Source organism: Heyndrickxia ginsengihumi, assembly GCF_011008565.1.
GTDB lineage: Bacteria > Bacillota > Bacilli > Bacillales > Bacillaceae_C > Weizmannia > Weizmannia ginsengihumi.
Map to the genome: position 1 here is coordinate 25,804 of NZ_JAAIWK010000020.1, position 16,375 is coordinate 42,178.

16 protein-coding genes are annotated in these 16,375 nt (G+C 36.2%); 10 read left to right on the forward strand and 6 right to left on the reverse strand.

The features are described from left to right. Window position 1: 1 nt before the first annotated feature. On the forward strand, window positions 2-835 hold the full coding sequence (gene ku, locus G4D61_RS12335) for a non-homologous end joining protein Ku (RefSeq protein WP_025730956.1): 834 nt from the start codon (window positions 2-4) through the stop codon (window positions 833-835). A 282-nt stretch (window positions 836-1,117) separates the two neighbouring features. Beyond that, entirely contained in the window at window positions 1,118-2,335 is a 1,218-nt protein-coding gene (locus G4D61_RS12340; protein ID WP_035354507.1) for a niacin permease NiaP, read from the forward strand. A gap of 482 nt (window positions 2,336-2,817) precedes the next feature. Here G4D61_RS12340 and G4D61_RS12345 read toward each other — a convergent pair whose 3' ends face one another. Both G4D61_RS12345 and G4D61_RS12350 read right to left on the reverse strand, forming a co-directional pair. Next, window positions 2,818-3,264 (reverse strand): GNAT family N-acetyltransferase, encoded by a 447-nt coding sequence (locus tag G4D61_RS12345; protein ID WP_025730954.1) that lies wholly within the window; start codon window positions 3,262-3,264, stop codon window positions 2,818-2,820. A 55-nt stretch (window positions 3,265-3,319) separates the two neighbouring features. Next, window positions 3,320-3,736, reverse strand: coding sequence for a MarR family winged helix-turn-helix transcriptional regulator (locus G4D61_RS12350; protein WP_163174071.1), 417 nt, complete (start codon window positions 3,734-3,736; stop codon window positions 3,320-3,322). A gap of 194 nt (window positions 3,737-3,930) precedes the next feature. Here G4D61_RS12350 and G4D61_RS12355 point away from each other — a divergent pair, with 194 nt between their 5' ends. After that, a complete protein-coding gene (locus G4D61_RS12355) occupies window positions 3,931-4,395 on the forward strand; it encodes a hypothetical protein (RefSeq protein WP_025730952.1) in 465 nt (154 codons plus the stop codon). A gap of 726 nt (window positions 4,396-5,121) precedes the next feature. Here the strand turns inward: G4D61_RS12355 and G4D61_RS12360 are convergent. After that, window positions 5,122-5,544: an acyl-CoA thioesterase gene (locus tag G4D61_RS12360; protein WP_035354517.1), complete on the reverse strand. Its 423-nt coding sequence runs from the start codon at window positions 5,542-5,544 to the stop codon at window positions 5,122-5,124. Window positions 5,545-5,731: 187 nt separating this feature from the next. Here G4D61_RS12360 and G4D61_RS12365 point away from each other — a divergent pair, with 187 nt between their 5' ends. The 7 genes from G4D61_RS12365 to G4D61_RS12395 all read left to right on the forward strand — a co-directional run bounded on the left by G4D61_RS12365 (window position 5,732) and on the right by G4D61_RS12395 (window position 12,187). Continuing rightward, window positions 5,732-6,451 carry a metallophosphoesterase family protein gene (locus tag G4D61_RS12365; RefSeq protein ID WP_163174073.1) on the forward strand — a complete coding sequence of 240 codons (720 nt, stop codon included), beginning with the start codon at window positions 5,732-5,734 and terminating at the stop codon, window positions 6,449-6,451. A 143-nt stretch (window positions 6,452-6,594) separates the two neighbouring features. Continuing rightward, window positions 6,595-6,780: a type Z 30S ribosomal protein S14 gene (locus tag G4D61_RS12370; protein ID WP_025730948.1), complete on the forward strand. Its 186-nt coding sequence runs from the start codon at window positions 6,595-6,597 to the stop codon at window positions 6,778-6,780. Window positions 6,781-6,954: 174 nt separating this feature from the next. Then, window positions 6,955-8,211 (forward strand): CYP152 family fatty-acid peroxygenase CypC, encoded by a 1,257-nt coding sequence (gene cypC / locus G4D61_RS12375; protein WP_025730947.1) that lies wholly within the window; start codon window positions 6,955-6,957, stop codon window positions 8,209-8,211. 215 nt (window positions 8,212-8,426) lie between these two features. After that, window positions 8,427-9,278, forward strand: coding sequence for a methyl-accepting chemotaxis protein (locus G4D61_RS18430; RefSeq protein WP_025730946.1), 852 nt, complete (start codon window positions 8,427-8,429; stop codon window positions 9,276-9,278). Between the two features lie 509 nt (window positions 9,279-9,787). Further along, a complete protein-coding gene (locus tag G4D61_RS12385; RefSeq protein ID WP_025730945.1) occupies window positions 9,788-10,747 on the forward strand; it encodes a LacI family DNA-binding transcriptional regulator in 960 nt (319 codons plus the stop codon). Between the two features lie 75 nt (window positions 10,748-10,822). Next, window positions 10,823-11,359, forward strand: a complete 537-nt coding sequence (locus G4D61_RS12390) for a phosphoheptose isomerase family protein (protein ID WP_025728491.1) — start codon at window positions 10,823-10,825, stop codon at window positions 11,357-11,359. Between the two features lie 48 nt (window positions 11,360-11,407). Further along, entirely contained in the window at window positions 11,408-12,187 is a 780-nt protein-coding gene (locus G4D61_RS12395) for a Cof-type HAD-IIB family hydrolase (RefSeq protein ID WP_025728493.1), read from the forward strand. A 251-nt stretch (window positions 12,188-12,438) separates the two neighbouring features. On the opposite strand, the gene G4D61_RS12400 is transcribed toward G4D61_RS12395, so the two are convergent. The 3 genes from G4D61_RS12400 to G4D61_RS12410 are packed head-to-tail and all read right to left on the reverse strand — an operon-like array spanning window position 12,439 to window position 16,206. Then, window positions 12,439-13,800: a glycoside-pentoside-hexuronide (GPH):cation symporter gene (locus G4D61_RS12400; RefSeq protein WP_163174075.1), complete on the reverse strand. Its 1,362-nt coding sequence runs from the start codon at window positions 13,798-13,800 to the stop codon at window positions 12,439-12,441. Window positions 13,801-13,856: 56 nt separating this feature from the next. Then, the gene (locus tag G4D61_RS12405) at window positions 13,857-15,380 is read right to left on the reverse strand and encodes an FGGY-family carbohydrate kinase (RefSeq protein WP_163174077.1); all 1,524 of its coding nucleotides are present in this window, start codon (window positions 15,378-15,380) and stop codon (window positions 13,857-13,859) included. 49 nt (window positions 15,381-15,429) lie between these two features. Next, window positions 15,430-16,206 carry an SDR family oxidoreductase gene (locus G4D61_RS12410; protein WP_025728498.1) on the reverse strand — a complete coding sequence of 259 codons (777 nt, stop codon included), beginning with the start codon at window positions 16,204-16,206 and terminating at the stop codon, window positions 15,430-15,432. Between the last annotated feature and the right edge of the window lie 169 nt (window positions 16,207-16,375).

Sequence of the window (16,375 nt, forward strand, 5' to 3'; positions counted from 1 at the left end):
GATGCATACAATTTGGAAAGGAAGCATAAGCTTTGGGTTAGTTAATATTCCGATTAAGTTACATGCGGCAACCGAAGATAAAGACATAAAGCTTCGGTCATTGCATAAAAAATGTCATACACCTATTAAATATGAAAAAAAATGCCCTGTTTGTGAGGAAGAAATCACTGCAGATGAAATTGTCAAAGGGTATGAAATCGCAAGCGGAAAATTTGTTATATTAGAAGATGCTGAATTAGAACAATTGAAAAAAGCAACTGAAGAAAAAGCAGTTGAAATTATAGATTTTATGAAAATGGAAGAAATTGATCCCATTTATTATAACAGAAGCTATTACATGTCTCCGAATGAAGGCGGTATGAAGGCATATGGATTGCTTCGAAAAGCTTTAGTGGAATCTAATAAAGTCGGTTTAGCAAAAATTGTTATGCGCTCTAAAGAACAATTAGCGATTATTCGTGTATATCAAAACACTTTATTAATGGAAACTATTCATTTTCCCGATGAAGTCAGAAATGTTGAAGAAGTCCCGAATGTACCTGCTGAGGATCAAACTTCTGAAAAGGAACTTGATACAGCTATTTTATTGATTGACCAATTAACTACAACTTTTCAGCCGGAAAAATATACAGATGATTATCGTTCTAAGCTAATGGAAATAATTGATTCAAAGCGGACTGGTCAAGAAATGGTGACTGTTGCGGAGAAGAAACCGACAAATGTAACGGATTTAATGGCGGCTTTACAAGCATCTATTGATCGCACAAAGCCAGTAGAAGAAAAGAAAACAACGAGAAAAAGGAAAGCTACGACAAAAACGAAAAAAGCTCAATGAATTTTAAGAGGCTGGGACAAAACTTAAAAGTGGTTAGCTAAAGACGAACATTGTACAAAATAGTTCCGGAAAGCGAAGGATATTTCCGGTGCGGGGGTTAAGCGCAATATTTCGGTTTTCTTTAGTTAATGTACTTAGTTTGGTCCAGTCTCTTTTATATAAGTTTTTTATTCAATATTGAATTGATTATACAAGTGAATATTTACACATGTCTTTACAGATGGTATATTACTAGTTGACATTTGTTTTACAAATCTTAAATATTGGGGAGTTAGCATTCATATGAACGGGATTAGGAAGATATCAAAAAAAAGACTGCTTGCATTGACTGGGACAAGTTGGTTGTTTGATGCTTTGGATGTTGGTATTTTGTCATTCATCATTGCTGCTTTAGAAAAAGATTGGCATTTATCAGCAGAACAAATGGGCTGGATCGGCAGCGTCAATTCCATTGGTATGGCAATTGGTGCATTTGTATTTGGTGCATTGGCCGATCGTTTTGGCCGTAAACAAATTTTTTTGTGGACACTTTTATTTTTCTCAGTTGGAAGTGGTCTATCAGCTTTTTCGCAATCATTTATTGTTTTTATCATATTCCGATTGATCGTTGGAATGGGTCTTGGAGGAGAACTCCCAGTTGCATCAACACTCGTTTCTGAAAGTGTTGAAGTAAAAGATAGAGGGAGAATTGTTGTTTTACTTGAAAGTTTTTGGGCGGTTGGCTGGATCCTTTCTGCATTGATCGCATATTTTATTATTCCAAAATTTGGCTGGCAAATTGCATTAATTTTAACTGCGCTACCAGCATTTTATACATTATATTTACGCAAAGGATTGCCTGATTCACCGCAATTTCTTGCAAAAAAGCAAAACAGAGGAGAAGCTTCAATTTTTGTAAAAATAGCACAAGTATGGTCAAAAGAGTTTGCAGCACGTACTTGTATGCTATGGATTCTTTGGTTTAGTGTTGTTTTTTCATACTACGGAATGTTTTTATGGTTACCAAGTGTCATCGCGATGAAGGGGTTTGATTTGATTCATAGTTTTGGGTATGTCCTTATTATGACCATTGCGCAATTACCAGGCTATTTTACTGCAGCATGGTTGATTGAAAAGGCTGGTAGAAAATTTGTTTTAGTAACCTTTTTAATTGGAACGGCAATTAGTGCTTATTGGTTTGGCCATGCAGAATCTGTTTTAATGTTAATTATCTCTGGTATGCTGCTATCATTTTTTGATTTAGGTGCATGGGGGGCATTATATGCTTATTCGCCTGAACAATACCCAACTGCAATTCGTGGAACTGGGACAGGGATGGCGGCAGCATTTGGAAGAATTGGTGGAATACTAGGACCGCTCCTTGTTGGAACTTTAGTGGCACGTCATATACCAACTGCATACATCTTTACGATTTTCTGTTTATCCATTTTCGTAGGCGTACTGTTTCTAATTTTCTTAGGAAAAGAAACAAAAGCAGGGAAGCTGAGTGAGGAGTACTGAGAAGATCATGTTTCCTTCATCGATCTAAATGATTAAAAATTGTGGAAGAGGAGGCTGGGACCAACACTCAAAAGTGGTTAGCTAAAGACGAACATGTACAAATCAGCTCCAGAAATAGATGTAGACTCCTGCGGGGAGGCTTAGCAGCCGTCCGCGGAAAGCGAAGTTTATTTCCCTGAGCGGGGTGAAGCGTAATATTCGGGTTTTCTTTAGTTATTATCCTTTTGTCACAGCCTCTCTTACTTTTCGTAAACATATTTTTTGTGAAGTGTGTTAAATAGTTTTTTATGTTGATCAGGAAGCTAATTACTAGCGGAAGTGGTTTGACTTCGGGGGATCAGTGTTACAGGAGAGTATTAGCAACAAGAAGGCTCGGTGAACGCCCCTAGGAAAGCGAGTACATGGAGGAAGCACTTTATCACTATCTAAAATGACAAAAGGTATCAAAAGTAAGTTCTTTCGATACCGCAATGACCCATTCTTTAAAGATTTAATTCTAACCATCCATCTGTTTCAGTAAAACCAAATTTTTTATATACTGGTCTGCCTAGTCTTGAAGCCCCGAGCCATAATTTTGATATGCCTGCTGCTTTTGCTTCTTCTGTTAATTTCTCTAATAAACTTGTTGCAAGTCCTTGCCCGCGATAGTTTTCTTTCGTATACATATTTGTTATATACCCTTTTTTTCCACTCTTATTCGTGTATGACGGTGGAAATTCATAAAAAATAATTGCACCACAGGCAATGATTTCTTCATGATCTTCAATTAACCATTGGATTAAAGAGCCATCACTTAATTTATTTTTAAAGAAGAGATGTAGTTCTGCATCGATATCTTTATTCGCCTTTATCCCCTCATCAACTAATTGTTTTTTTCTTAATTCAACCAATTGATCAATATCCTTTATCGTTGCTTTACGATATTTCATTCATATCACTCCAAATCAAATAGACCTTTAATAAACTTAGGAGATAACCATTGTCTTACGTACATCGTTTTGCCAACTCTTTTAACAAACGGAATGCGCTTATGATTGATTGTTTTTCTACATCGTTTGCTGTTTCAAAAATCGTCTTGAGTTTTGCTTCATCTAAATTTGAGTTTCTATGCAGTACATCTTTTCCAATGTCCGTTAATTTAATTATTACTTTTCGTTCATCGATACTACTACGCGTTTTATATAAGTATTGCTTTTCTGTTAAACGCTTGATATGTTCAGAAGCGGTGTTATGTGACACAGCAATTTCTTTAGCGATATCTTTAATGGTTACTTCCTTTTCTTTTTGAATGACTTGCATAATTCGTACACCTATATGTGTCACTTTTTCACTATGTTTGTACCGCAGTAAGTAATAAATATCTGTCCATAGGGCGTTTAATTCCGAAACGTTCTTACTCATTTTGTAATCTCCTCAATATATATATCGTTAAAAGCGATATAATCTTAATATACGATAAATATAAAGAATGTTCAACTTAATTTGAATTGTAGCGATGCGAAGTGATGAAAAGGACATATTTGTAGCTTCAATAAATGGTCATAAGAAACATGTTTTTACACAAACTAAGTAAAACGATGGTGGAGGTGAATGAAATGAAATATAAAAAGGGGTTTCTAATTGGGTTATGTATTTGTTCATGGCTAACTTTACCTCTCCTTGGAAAAAGAGCATTGTTGAAATTTCTTCCAGCATCCATTTTAGTTTCGTTATTAGTGAAATTAGAATTTATTATTGCAAGAAAGCGAAAATGGTTTTGGTTTTATCAAACAAAAAAATTTGATGGTTTGAATCCAATTTATTGCGGCCCATTTTTACTAGGTTCCATGTGGTTTCTTAAATTAGGCAACGGCCATTTCGTTAGATTTATGTTCATGAATGCGATTATGGATGCTTTATATGCATTTCCAGGTGTCGTCTTATTTCGAAATTGGCGTGTAGCTAATTTGATTAGAATGAAGAGACCGCAATTTTTAGCATTATTGCTATCAAACGCTGTCCTTTTGTACGTTTTTCAATCACTGTTAGAAAAAGGGTTTAATAAATTAAGAATTCGATGATGATTATAAGTGTATGCAGTCTTTTATTTTGGATAGTCAGGCGTTGACAGTTAGATTGTTAGAAAACCTGTTGATAGGATCGGAAAGATGGGAGACTCCTGCGGGAATAACGGGATAGACCCTACAGGCGTGCAGCGAGGCCACTGAAAAAGTCCAAGAATGGTGTAAAAAGGGATTTCCTTGAAAACATATCCCCCACTTTATAGGTAAAAAAATAGTGTATTTTTGGTCGTTTCTTTTTTAACCATTCATATTTTTTTCTTTAAAAAAACTTTTTCAGTGCCTTCCGTGCAGCGCCGAGGAGGTTCAGAATCCCCCCGCGGAAAGCGAGCATCCTGGAGCGGAAATCAACTCCTTTTTGATGAGAAAGCAATAAAGTTTACACAAACAGCCATATAAGCAAAAGCTCATTTTTAAATACTTAACGATGGTGGTTTGCCGAAGCTTACCACTCATTTCTGCGGGCAAGCGCCGATCTGTTTCGCGGCAAGGTCTTGTTCATCTTTACCTTTCCCATAGGAGTCGAGCGCGGACACTTTAATGTTCAATTTTCTTTTTTACTTGGGATAAACATAGGTTATATATTAACCAACTATTAGATTCAATGGTGGGGCAACACTTTGAGAGTATCCTTTATTGGATACTCTTTTTGCTTTAAGGAAGAGGAGGGGATGATAGCCCAGTAGCGATCATGTTGAATTTAACGATAGGGAATAGGATTTGCGATTATTTGTCTTTTTTCATCTCCTCATATTTTTGAAACCACGAAGGAAAGGCTTTTGCAAAGGAAATAGGTCGAAAACTATCTTTCTTAACGACAAGGTGTGTTGTTGTTCCTTCTGCACATATTTCGTTTTTTTCATTGAATACTCGAAACCCATAAATAGTTTTTGAGCGTTGATTTTCTTCAATCCATGTATGCACGAAAACTTTTTCTCCAAAGCGAATGGCATGTTTATAAGTAATATCAAGATGATATACTGGTGCAACATAACCTGCTTTTTCCATTTCTAAATAATCAAATCCAGCATCTTCAACCAATTGCTGTCTCCCTATTTCAAGCCATTTTATATAATTTCCATGATAAATAATGCCCATCATATCTGTGTCGGCATAAGATACTTGTATTTCAATTTTTGCAATATGCATGTTTTTATCATCCTTTTCTTGAAATGCTATTCATATTATACTTGAGGAAGGGTCATGTTAACAAAAATAAGTAATCGTGCTTTTTTGAGGACCTTTCGCACTTACTAAGAAGAATGTTCATGATTCGTGTTAAATATAGAAAATTTGATATAATGAACGAAAAGAAAACCATTCGAGGTGTATAACATTGAAAATAGCTTTTATTTCGGATATTCATGGCAATGCCGTTGCGTTAGAGGCCGTTTTGGAAGACATCCAACTTCAAAAAGTTGATCAAATTTATGTACTGGGGGATATATGTTTTCGAGGTCCTGAACCACAGCGTTCATTGGATTTAGTACGCTCATTACATACGGAAGTAATTAAAGGAAATGCTGATGAATGGGTAGTTCGTGGTATTCGAAAAGGTGAAGTGCCAGATAGTGCTTATGAGATCATGAATAAAGAGCGAAATTGGATTGTTCATCATTTAACAAGTGAAGCGATTGAATATTTACAGCAATTGCCAACTAATCTAAAGGTAGTTCATGAAAACATCAGCATTCACGGTTTCCACGCAACACCGATCAGTTTGTTTGAAAATATTTTTCCAAATGCAAGTGATGAGGAAATTGAAAATAAACTACTAGTGGAAGATGCAGACATATCTTTATACGCTCACATACATAAACCGTATATTCGTACAATCAATAGCAAAACGATTATAAATCTAGGAAGCGTCGGTTTACCATTTGATGGCATAAAAAAGGCTTCATATGCTTTAGTTGAAGTCGATCAGCAATTTGTACAATCTTCAATTAGACGTGTTTCTTTCGATGTAGATAAAGTTATTAACCAATTCAAGCAATCAGATTATCCAAATAAAGAAAAACTAATTGATATTTTATCGCGAGCAAAAAATGATTAGAGTAAAGATGCCTATACTTTTTTGGCAAAAAAGTATAGGTTTTTAATTTCCAAAAAGCACCTGTTTCTATCTCCTTTGTAATTCGTTATAATGAATTTATACTCTCCTACCTACCTTTTTAAGAGAAAGGAAGGTTATTTGTTATGGCAAAAAAAGCACTTATTATGAAACGGAACCGTATACAAACGTTTAAAGTACGTGAATATACTCGATGTGAGCGATGTGGACGTCCTCACTCGGTCATCCGTAAATTTAAACTTTGCCGTATTTGTTTCAGAGAACTTGCCTATAAAGGTCAAATTCCTGGAGTAAAAAAAGCAAGTTGGTAATATTCATATAGATTGCTCCCTTTTAAAAGGGGGCTATTTTTATTTTTTTAGGAAATCGCCGCTTGTTTCTGCCAGAGTCAATGTATACATGTAAATAAATGTTTAAAAGAACACGTTAACGTGAAAAATAACATTGACATATGAATACATTTGCTAAAAGGAGACAAGGAATTCATGTCAGCAAACGAAGATGTTCCTTATGATAAAACAATTGATAATACTGTAACACTTTTAAAAGAGGGATACTTATTTATTCCGAACAGAATCAGACAGTACCAATCAAATCTATTTGAAACGAGACTTTTGGGGCAGAAAGTGATATGTATGAGCGGAAAAGAAGCGGCAGAACTATTTTATGACTCTAAACGATTTCAAAGGCATGGTGCGCTTCCAAAACGGATACAAAAAACATTGTTTGGTGAAAATGCTATACAGACGATGGATGGGGAAGCACATCATCATAGAAAACAGCTGTTTTTGTCTTTAATGACAGAAGTAAATCAAAAGCAATTAGCTGAACTAGTAACGACGGAATGGACAAATTCAATTCGTAAATGGGAGAATGATAAGGAAGTGATTCTGTTTGATGAGGCAAAAGATATACTATGCCGTGTTGCCTGTCAATGGGCGGGAGTTCCCCTGAAGGATTCAGAAGTAAAAGAGCGGGCAAATGACTTCATCGCGATGGTATATGCCTTTGGAGCTGTTGGACCACAGCATTGGAAGGGAAGAAATGCAAGAAGACAAATAGAAGATTGGATGAAAGGGATCATTGAGGATGTGCGTGATGGAAAATTGAGTGCAAAGGAAGGATCAGTACTTTACGAGATGGCTTTTTATGATCAAGAAGATCATCGCCATTTAGATTCACATATGGCTGCAGTTGAACTGATCAATGTCATACGTCCGATTGTCGCGATTGCCACTTTTATTACATTTAGTGCGTTAGCTTTACACGAACATCCATCCTATAAAGAAAAGCTCCAACAAGGTAACAGTGATGATTGTCATTTTTTTATACAAGAAGTGCGGCGTTATTATCCATTTGGTCCTTTTCTAGGGGCAAAAGTCAAAAATGAATTTGTCTGGAATCAATGTGAATTTAAGAAAGGAATGCTTGTTATTCTTGATGTGTATGGTACAAATCATGATCGACAGTTATGGGAAAATCCTAATGAATTTAATCCGGAACGTTTTAAAACTTGGAACAACAGTTTATTTGATTTAATTCCGCAAGGTGGAGGAGAAGCCGCTACCGGCCATCGTTGTCCAGGAGAGGGAATTACAATAGAAGTAATGAAAGCAAGTTTAGATTTCCTAGTCAATAAGATCGAATTTGATGTGCCAAATCAAGATTTAAGTTATGATTTAAGCGAAATGCCAACACTTCCAAAAAGTGGTTTTATGATGAACAACATTAAAAGAAAGTAAGAAATGATTTACAAAAATCTGCAAAAATGTCACTTTGCAGATTTTTATTTTTATGCTTTAATTTGTACAGATGTACAAATAGCATTGAATCGAATAAATACCGAATTATGTAACAAAAAAAAGAAGTTTTTAATTTTAATAGCTAGATATTCATTGCTCATGATGAGACATGATAAACAACGATCCATTTAATTTATTAGAAAGGTGTATAAATGATGTCAAAAGAAAAGCTAGAAACTACACATCCTATATTAGAGGCATTTTTGCAAGTGGCACCATTACTGAATGAACTATTTCCGGAGGATATTACCATCGGCATCTGTGATACGGAGAAGTTTTTGCTAAGTGTTCCAGGAAAAACATTCTCGTTAGAAATTGAATTTGGGACTCCGCTTCAAGAAGGCGATGCCATTACAAATGCAATCCGCAATAAAAGAATTGAACGAGCGTTTGTCCCTGAGGAAATATTTGGGTTTCCAATTATAGCAAGTGCGATTCCTCTGTTTGATGGTGATCAAGTGATAGGGGGCGTTGGAATTGGAATGAGCATGAAACAATATAACACACTATTTGCCATTGCTTCAAAGCTCTCACAAGCTGTTGAAGAGGTTACGACTTCAGTTGAAAATCTTGCAAACTCTAGCTCTGTATTTGCCGAAAATATGAATGAAATAAATGATCAGTCAAATCATGTTTTACTAAGTGTAAAAGAAATAGAAGAATTGGCAACTTCGGTTGGGAAAATTTCCAATTATTCGCATATCCTTGGTTTAAATGCTTCCATTGAGGCAGCACGCGCAGGTGAGTATGGGCGAGGTTTTTCGGTTGTTGCAAAAGAAATACAGCAGTTAGCGGGAAATTCGAAAAAGCATGCGAATGTTATAAAAGAGTCAGTTCAAAAGATTGATCAATTAATTAAAAACTTGGACTGTTCTATTTCTAATATGAATAATGAAACAGAAAATCAATCGAATGTTACGCGTCAGCTTTTGGCTACGATGCAGGAAATTAGTTCGAGTGCCGCTGTCCTTACCGAGATTGCGAAACAAACATTAGAAGGCAATTAGGAAAATATTTGGAATGAATAAGAAAGTAATATGAAACTCCACCTTGTAACATGCTTGGAACGACTGGGGGCAAACTCCTTTATATGATGCTGTTGTCCACATGTTTTTACATGCAGAGAGATTTCCGCTATAGAGGTTTGCTTTCCGCCGGCGTTCTGGGGATCTCCTCGGCATGAGCCTGCGATGTCTCCCATGGACGCTCGTCCTTTGCGCTTTAGTATATTAGTCATTTAATTAATAAGATAAAAAGGAAGTGTTCCATATTACTGAAACACTTCGAAAAGATTGTTACGCCGCAACATTGCGTTACGCCAATCATATGAACAAATATGTGTAGTAAAAGCACTACACCGCATTGTTCTAAAGATACATTAATTTATGGAATCGGTTTCAGGTCAAGGAAAATATTTTGCAAAAATGAATTTAAGCAAGTTTTCGTTATTGACATGAAATGCGTTTCATCATTTACACTCAAATTAAGCATCAACGTTCACATGAAAGGTGAGTATATGACTAACATTAGAGATTTAGCACAGATGGCTGGAGTTTCTGTTACAACCGTTTCTCGTGTATTAAATCAGCATCCATATGTAAGTGAAGAAAAAAGAAAGGCTGTTTTAGAAGCTATTAAGGTTAGTAATTATCATAAAAATATAAATGCCGTCCATTTAAGCAAAGGGAAAACACAGCTTATGGGTGTTGTGATTCCATTTTCTGATCATTCATATTTTGCAATGCTTTTAAAAGGAATTGCGAAACAAGCATTGGAACATAACTACAAATTAGTTCTATTTCAAACTGAATACATAGAAAGCAAAGAAATGGAAGCATTGCAAATGCTAAAACAAAAACAAATTGATTCCCTAATTATTTGTTCGAGAAGCTGTGATATTTCCATAATTGAAGAGCACTTGCAATTTGGTCCTATTGTATTATGCGAGGATAATCCTAGGAGTAAGATTTCATCTACCTTTGTAAACCATTATAAAATATTTTCTGATGCATTAGACTATTTGTATCAAAAAGGTCATCGCCAAATTGGTTATTGCATCGGGAGAAGATCGGGAACGAATAGCCAAAATCGCGAACTTGCATATCAACATTTTCATAAAAAATATCGCTTGCCATATAATTCTGACTATATTATTGATCAATGTCTTTATTTTGAGGATGGAGAAAGGGTGATAACTCGTATAAAGGAAATGGATACACCTCCATCGGCATTACTCGTTACAAGTGACCAGGTTGCAGCAGGAATTGTAATTAGTTGCCAAAATCAGCAGCTTTCGATACCAGATGATATAGCCATTATCGGTTTTGATAATGAGCCTATCGCAAAAATGTTAAACATTACAACAATCGAAATTCCACTTGTAGAAATGGGAGGGAATTTGTTTCAGCAAGCATTAAATCGAGCATTAACAAATAGGGAAATATCGGTAAAACTTATTGAAAGAGGAACAGTTTGATGGTGCTGTAATTGCTGGAATAACATATGGATCATCGCCGAAGCCTTGTTAACAATGGAAAGCGGGGGAGGATAAATGGATGTGCTTGAACATGCAAAAGCCATGGTTTTAAAATTGTATGCAAATGTGTGCAGTAAAGTAAGCAACGACCAATTAACAAGTCTTGCCGAAGCAATATTAAATGCAAACCGTGTATTTCTTGCAGGTTTTAGCCGTTCAGATATGATTATTCGTGTATTTGCGAATAGATTAGCGCATCTCGGGATCAATGTAAATATAGTTGGGGATGTTACGACTCCAAAACCAACAGCAGGGGATCTATTCCTCATAAGCTCTGAATTTGGTGAGATCCAAACGCTAATAAAGATGGCTGAGCACTGCAAAAAACAGCATATAACAATCGCTGTGAATACAGTCTCTCCGTTTTCTACTCTTGCGAAACTAGCAGATATGAAGATTGTGTTACCATGTGTGTCACAAAACATTGAAGAGAATGATTTTGTGGACATTTTTCCGCAATCAAAAGAATATTCATTTGAGCTGCTTAGTTTTTTAATCTATGATGCTGTCATGATATCTTTAATAAAGAAATTGAATAATCATGCGCAATGATGCTGTTCCATATAGAGAAGATCAATACATCTAAAAGGAGAGACGAACATGATAAAAAGAAGTGTGATATTTTTTGATATTGATGGAACTTTACTGAATCATGAAAAGCAATTGCCTATTTCTACTAAAGAGGCAATTTTTACTTTAAAGGAACAGGGCCATGAAGTAGCGATTGCAACAGGTCGTGCTCCCTTTATGTTTGAGGACTTAAGAAATGAATTAGGGATTCATACTTTTGTCAGTTATAACGGTCAATATGTCGTTTTAAATGGGGAAGTATTATACTCGAATCCATTAAACATATCCTCCCTAGAAGCTTTAACTGCATTCGCGTTGCACAACAATCATCCTGTTGTTTTTATGGATCATGAAGACATGAAAGCGAATGTTCCTGAACATCCTTATATTAAAACGAGTATTGAAACATTGAAAATTAGTCGTTTTCCTACATATGATCCTCATTATTATAAAGGACGCGAACTCTATCAAAGCTTGCTTTTTTGTCTAGAAGGGGAAGAGAGACAGTACGAACAGAAATTTCAAGATTTTGATTTTGTAAGATGGCATCCTTTCTCGGTCGACATAGTTCCAAAAGGAGGATCGAAAGCTAAAGGGATTGAAAGGATCGTTGAAAAACTAGGATTTCAGCAAGAACAACAGTATGCATTTGGAGATGGCCTAAACGATCTAGAAATGTTGGCGACGGTTAAAAATAGCGTTGCAATGGGAAATGCAGAAGATACAGTAAAAAAGGCCGCAAAATATATCACGAAATCTGTTGAAGAGAATGGCGTTTTTCATGGATTGCAGATGGTTGGACTGTTGTGACTAGTTACAACAACATTATTATAATATGAAAATCAGCTCCAGAAATAGACTCTTGCGGGAGTATAGGCATCGGTGAGGCTCCGCAGTGTGCTAGCACGAGGAGCCTCACCAGCCGCCCGCGGAAAGCGAAGTTTATTTCCGGAGCGAGGTTGGAGCGTAATATTTGGTTTTTCTTTCGTTATCATACTTTTGTCCCAGCCTCATTAGAAATAAACATCATGAAACTGTCCAGATTGATATAGTTAGAATCGTTAATCTATCTGCTTTAATAAGTCGCTACCACTTTCGTTTGACAATGCACGACGGCGTTCAAATTCTATATCCATCTCTGCTCGTTTATCATCCAATTTATAGAACCATATCGAAATACCGATAAGTAGGCAAATGAATAATGGAACCCAAATAAAAGTAATTTCGATATATTTTAGAGCTGTAGCCGTTTGCGTAGAATTTGGAACGTAGCCGCCCATTTTCAAAATGATGCCTATAAATGCACTTGCAAGACCCATACTTGCTTTGACAAAAAAGCCTTGAAAAGCTGCGATCATCCCAGCAATACTTCTCTTTTTTTTGTACTCTGAATAATCAATAACATCTGGTTGAATCGCAAATGTTATTCCGAAAATTCCATAAATTCCAAGACCTGTTATTGCCAAACCTGCTATAAGGAGTATAGCAGATGAATTTCCAACATACATGAGTAAATCCCCAACGATATATATTAAAACACTTAAAAGTAAACCATTTTTTTTTGAAACCCTTTTTTGAAGCCAAGGTAAAATGAGGAGCATTGGCAATCCTGAGAGGATGCCGAAAAGCCCAACAAATGTTAGCCAATTCGTACGTCCTAGATTATAGGTGAAATAATAAATCACTGTTGTATTTCTAATTACAAATAACGCGAAATAAAGAAAATTTACGATAAAGAAAATAATACTTGGTCCCGTTAACCCTTTTAAATCCTGTATAAAGGAAGATTTTTCGTGTTTAACAGACGGTGGTACAACCTCTTTCGTATTTAAGAAGGTGAAGAAGAAAATTAACATGGAGAAAATGCCATAAATACTCATTGTAATTAAAAATCCTCTTTGTGAATTTCCTTGACCGAAGAGATGTACGAGCGGTGTTGTAATCGACATGACTAAAGCTGTCCCTAATAATGCACAAATCATTCTAGTAGTTACTAACCAGTTTCGTTCATGAAAATCTGATGTTAACCTTGGGACAATTGTATTTAATGGGATATTTACAACAGAATAAGCAATATTTAATAATGTAAAAGAAACATAAGCCCACATAAGTTTTCCTGTTAAACTGAAATCAGGAACGATAAATGTTAGGATCGTAAAGACGGTAAAGGGAATTGCCCCTATTAGAAAATATGGTCTCCCTTGACCCCATCTCGTATGAGTCCGGTCAACTAATAATCCCATCCCAGTATCGGCGAAAGCGTCAATGATTTTTGTTACTAGCATTAAAGTGCCTGCAGCAGCTGCGGTAATGCCAAAGACATCTGTATAAAAAAACATTAAGTAAGATGCCATTGTACTAAAAACTAGATTGCAGCCTAAATCTCCCACACCATATCCAATTCTTGTTTTCCATTTATTCATTAGCTTCACATTTCCTTTTTCGCAATTTTTTCAAAACATAAGGTTACTTGAAATATTTAAGAAATAGTTGATAACGTTTTCATATCAGTCTTTAAATGATGGTAAATAGATTTATAAACATTGTAATAGGCATTATATTTTTCATGATTTTGTTTATTCGGCATAATCTTTTTATCTAGAACTTGCCATTTCTTTACATCTTCATAGGATAGGAGGCCTGTTCCAATGCCAGCAAGCATGACATCTCCCATATTTGCTTCTACATCATGAACTGGACAAACAACTGGATAGCCAGTAACATCTGCGAAAATTTGTCTCCAAAGTTTCGACTTTGTGACTCCGCCGGCAATCAATATCGATTCGCCGAGATTCTCTCCAGTCGCTTCCATCGCATCCCTTAAAGAAAATGCAACCGCTTCTAAAAAAGCACGGTAAATATGGGCTTTTGTATGTGCCAATGAAAGTCCCACGATCGTTCCTTTTGCATCTGAATCCCATATTGGACTTCTTTCACCCATAAAATAGGGGAGCACGATAAGACCTTCACTGCCAACAGGAATGTTCGCAGCCTGTTCATTTAAAAGATCATAAGTATTTTTTCCACCATGTTTTTCTGCTTCAATTTCGAACTGACACATCGTCTGACGAAACCATTTAACAATTGCGCCTGCTGTAGCACCGCCAGCAAAGTAATAGGATAATTTTTTCGCATCATATAAATAGGGCCAGACAATTAGATTCTTACCTTTAATTGGTTTATCCGAAATGAGTGCAGCACACATAGAAGTTCCAATTGCCGCTGCATAAATGCCAGATTCAAATACACCGAGACCGATATTAGCCGCGCCACAGTCAATTCCGCTTGCAATGACTGGCATTCCTTCCGAAAGTCCCAGTTCAGCGGCGGCTTGTTTTGTTAATCCACCGACGATATCTGTTGACTCCACAATGTTTTCAGGCATCATTGACATTGGAATGCCTAACGCCGCCATCATTTCTTTCGACCATGTTCTATGATTCATATCAAAAATACCGCCAATATTTCCTGCAGAAGAATAGTCAATCGCAATCTTTCCAGTCAGTTTATAGATCACATAATCATTTGGAGGCAAAAAGAGCTTTGTCTTTTCCCAGTTTTCCGGTTCATGATGTTTCATCCATAATATTTTTATAAAGCCGTAATAAGGGTCTGCTCCATTATGGGTAATTTCTAGAAGTGTTTCTTCGCCAATATGGTCCAAAACCCATTCCGCTTCTTGTTCTGCTCTGCGATCCATCCAAATCATACATGGCCTAACTGGTTCCATATTTTCGTCTAAAGGAATGCCAGAGCCACCATAAAGACCACTAATTGCAATCCCATAAATCTTTTCCTTACGAATACCAGATTTCTGTACTGTATTTTTAATAGATAATGTTGCTGCCTGCAACCATACGTCAGGCCATTGTTCCGCCCATAAAGGTTTAGGGGTCAATACATCATATTCTTGCAAATCTTGAGCAATTAAATTGCCATCTGTGTCCATCAACACAGTTTTCGTACCAGATGTACCAATATCCGTTCCGAGTAAATAGTACATAGATAATCTCCAATCTCCTTTAAGCATAAAATCAAAGTCTTTTAATCTATTAAATACAAGTGAAAGCGCCATCAATAACAAAATCAGATCCTGTTGTAAAGCTGCTCGTATCACCTGCAAGATAGACACAAATCGATTGAAGTTCTTCTGGTCTTCCCATTCTGTGAAGCGGTGCCATTTTGTTCCATTGTTCAATTAAAGGTTTCAAACTTGGTGAATTTAATGTCAATTCTGTTCCCATATATCCCGGGCTAATACAGTTAACGCGTACATTTTTTGTTGCCCACTCAACTGCCAATGATTTTGTCAATTGGATCACGCCAGCTTTAGATGCGTTATAGGAACATTGTGGTTGTGGCACATTTACAATATGCCCGGACATAGAAGCCGTATTGATAATAGAGCCGCCGCCTTGTTCGATCATAACCTTTCCTGCAGCTTGTGCTGTTAAAAATACACCAGTAAGATTAATGTCGATCACTTTTTTCCATTGTTCAAATGTCATTTCTTCCGCTGGTATATTCATGCAAATTCCGGCATTACAGAAGGCGACATCTAAACGTCCGAAAACATCAAGTACCGTTGCGATCATGGCATTGACATCATCCGGCTTTGTAACATCTGCTTCGATTGCAATCGCTTTAATAGAATGGTTTTTTTCAAGCTCCATGGCTGTCTTCTTCGCTTCGTTAATGTCTAAGTCTACAATCGCTACATTTGCTCCTGCTTCAGCAAAGGCAGTTGCAACACTTTTGCCAATGCCTCTTGCACCGCCTGTTACAAATATGTTCTTTCCATCTAATCTCATTTTTTCAATAATTCCCATATGAAACTCCCCTTTGGTTAAAATCATTTTATAAAATGATTTTATAAAATGTATTTATATAATATAGCGTTTTTTTGTTTACGTCAACATAAAAAATAGAGAAGTGTGAAAATTGTTGAATCTATCCAGCCGATGTTGTGATGCGATCTGCTAATGTGATATATTTAAA

Bases quoted from the DNA above. Each gene is read 5' to 3' on its own strand.
- G4D61_RS12385 (WP_025730945.1), top strand. From the start codon at position 9,788: ATGACTAACATTAGAGATTTAGCACAGATGGCTGGAGTTTCTGTTACA.
- ku (WP_025730956.1), top strand. From the start codon at position 2: ATGCATACAATTTGGAAAGGAAGCATAAGCTTTGGGTTAGTTAATATT.
- G4D61_RS12355 (WP_025730952.1), top strand. From the start codon at position 3,931: ATGAAATATAAAAAGGGGTTTCTAATTGGGTTATGTATTTGTTCATGG.
- G4D61_RS12360 (WP_035354517.1), bottom strand. From the start codon at position 5,544: ATGCATATTGCAAAAATTGAAATACAAGTATCTTATGCCGACACAGAT.
- G4D61_RS12400 (WP_163174075.1), bottom strand. From the start codon at position 13,800: ATGAATAAATGGAAAACAAGAATTGGATATGGTGTGGGAGATTTAGGC.
- G4D61_RS12340 (WP_035354507.1), top strand. From the start codon at position 1,118: ATGAACGGGATTAGGAAGATATCAAAAAAAAGACTGCTTGCATTGACT.
- G4D61_RS12345 (WP_025730954.1), bottom strand. From the start codon at position 3,264: ATGAAATATCGTAAAGCAACGATAAAGGATATTGATCAATTGGTTGAA.
- G4D61_RS12370 (WP_025730948.1), top strand. From the start codon at position 6,595: ATGGCAAAAAAAGCACTTATTATGAAACGGAACCGTATACAAACGTTT.
- cypC (WP_025730947.1), top strand. From the start codon at position 6,955: ATGTCAGCAAACGAAGATGTTCCTTATGATAAAACAATTGATAATACT.
- G4D61_RS12350 (WP_163174071.1), bottom strand. From the start codon at position 3,736: ATGAGTAAGAACGTTTCGGAATTAAACGCCCTATGGACAGATATTTAT.
- G4D61_RS12410 (WP_025728498.1), bottom strand. From the start codon at position 16,206: ATGGGAATTATTGAAAAAATGAGATTAGATGGAAAGAACATATTTGTA.
- G4D61_RS12390 (WP_025728491.1), top strand. From the start codon at position 10,823: ATGGATGTGCTTGAACATGCAAAAGCCATGGTTTTAAAATTGTATGCA.
- G4D61_RS12405 (WP_163174077.1), bottom strand. From the start codon at position 15,380: ATGTACTATTTACTCGGAACGGATATTGGTACATCTGGTACGAAAACT.
- G4D61_RS12395 (WP_025728493.1), top strand. From the start codon at position 11,408: ATGATAAAAAGAAGTGTGATATTTTTTGATATTGATGGAACTTTACTG.
- G4D61_RS18430 (WP_025730946.1), top strand. From the start codon at position 8,427: ATGTCAAAAGAAAAGCTAGAAACTACACATCCTATATTAGAGGCATTT.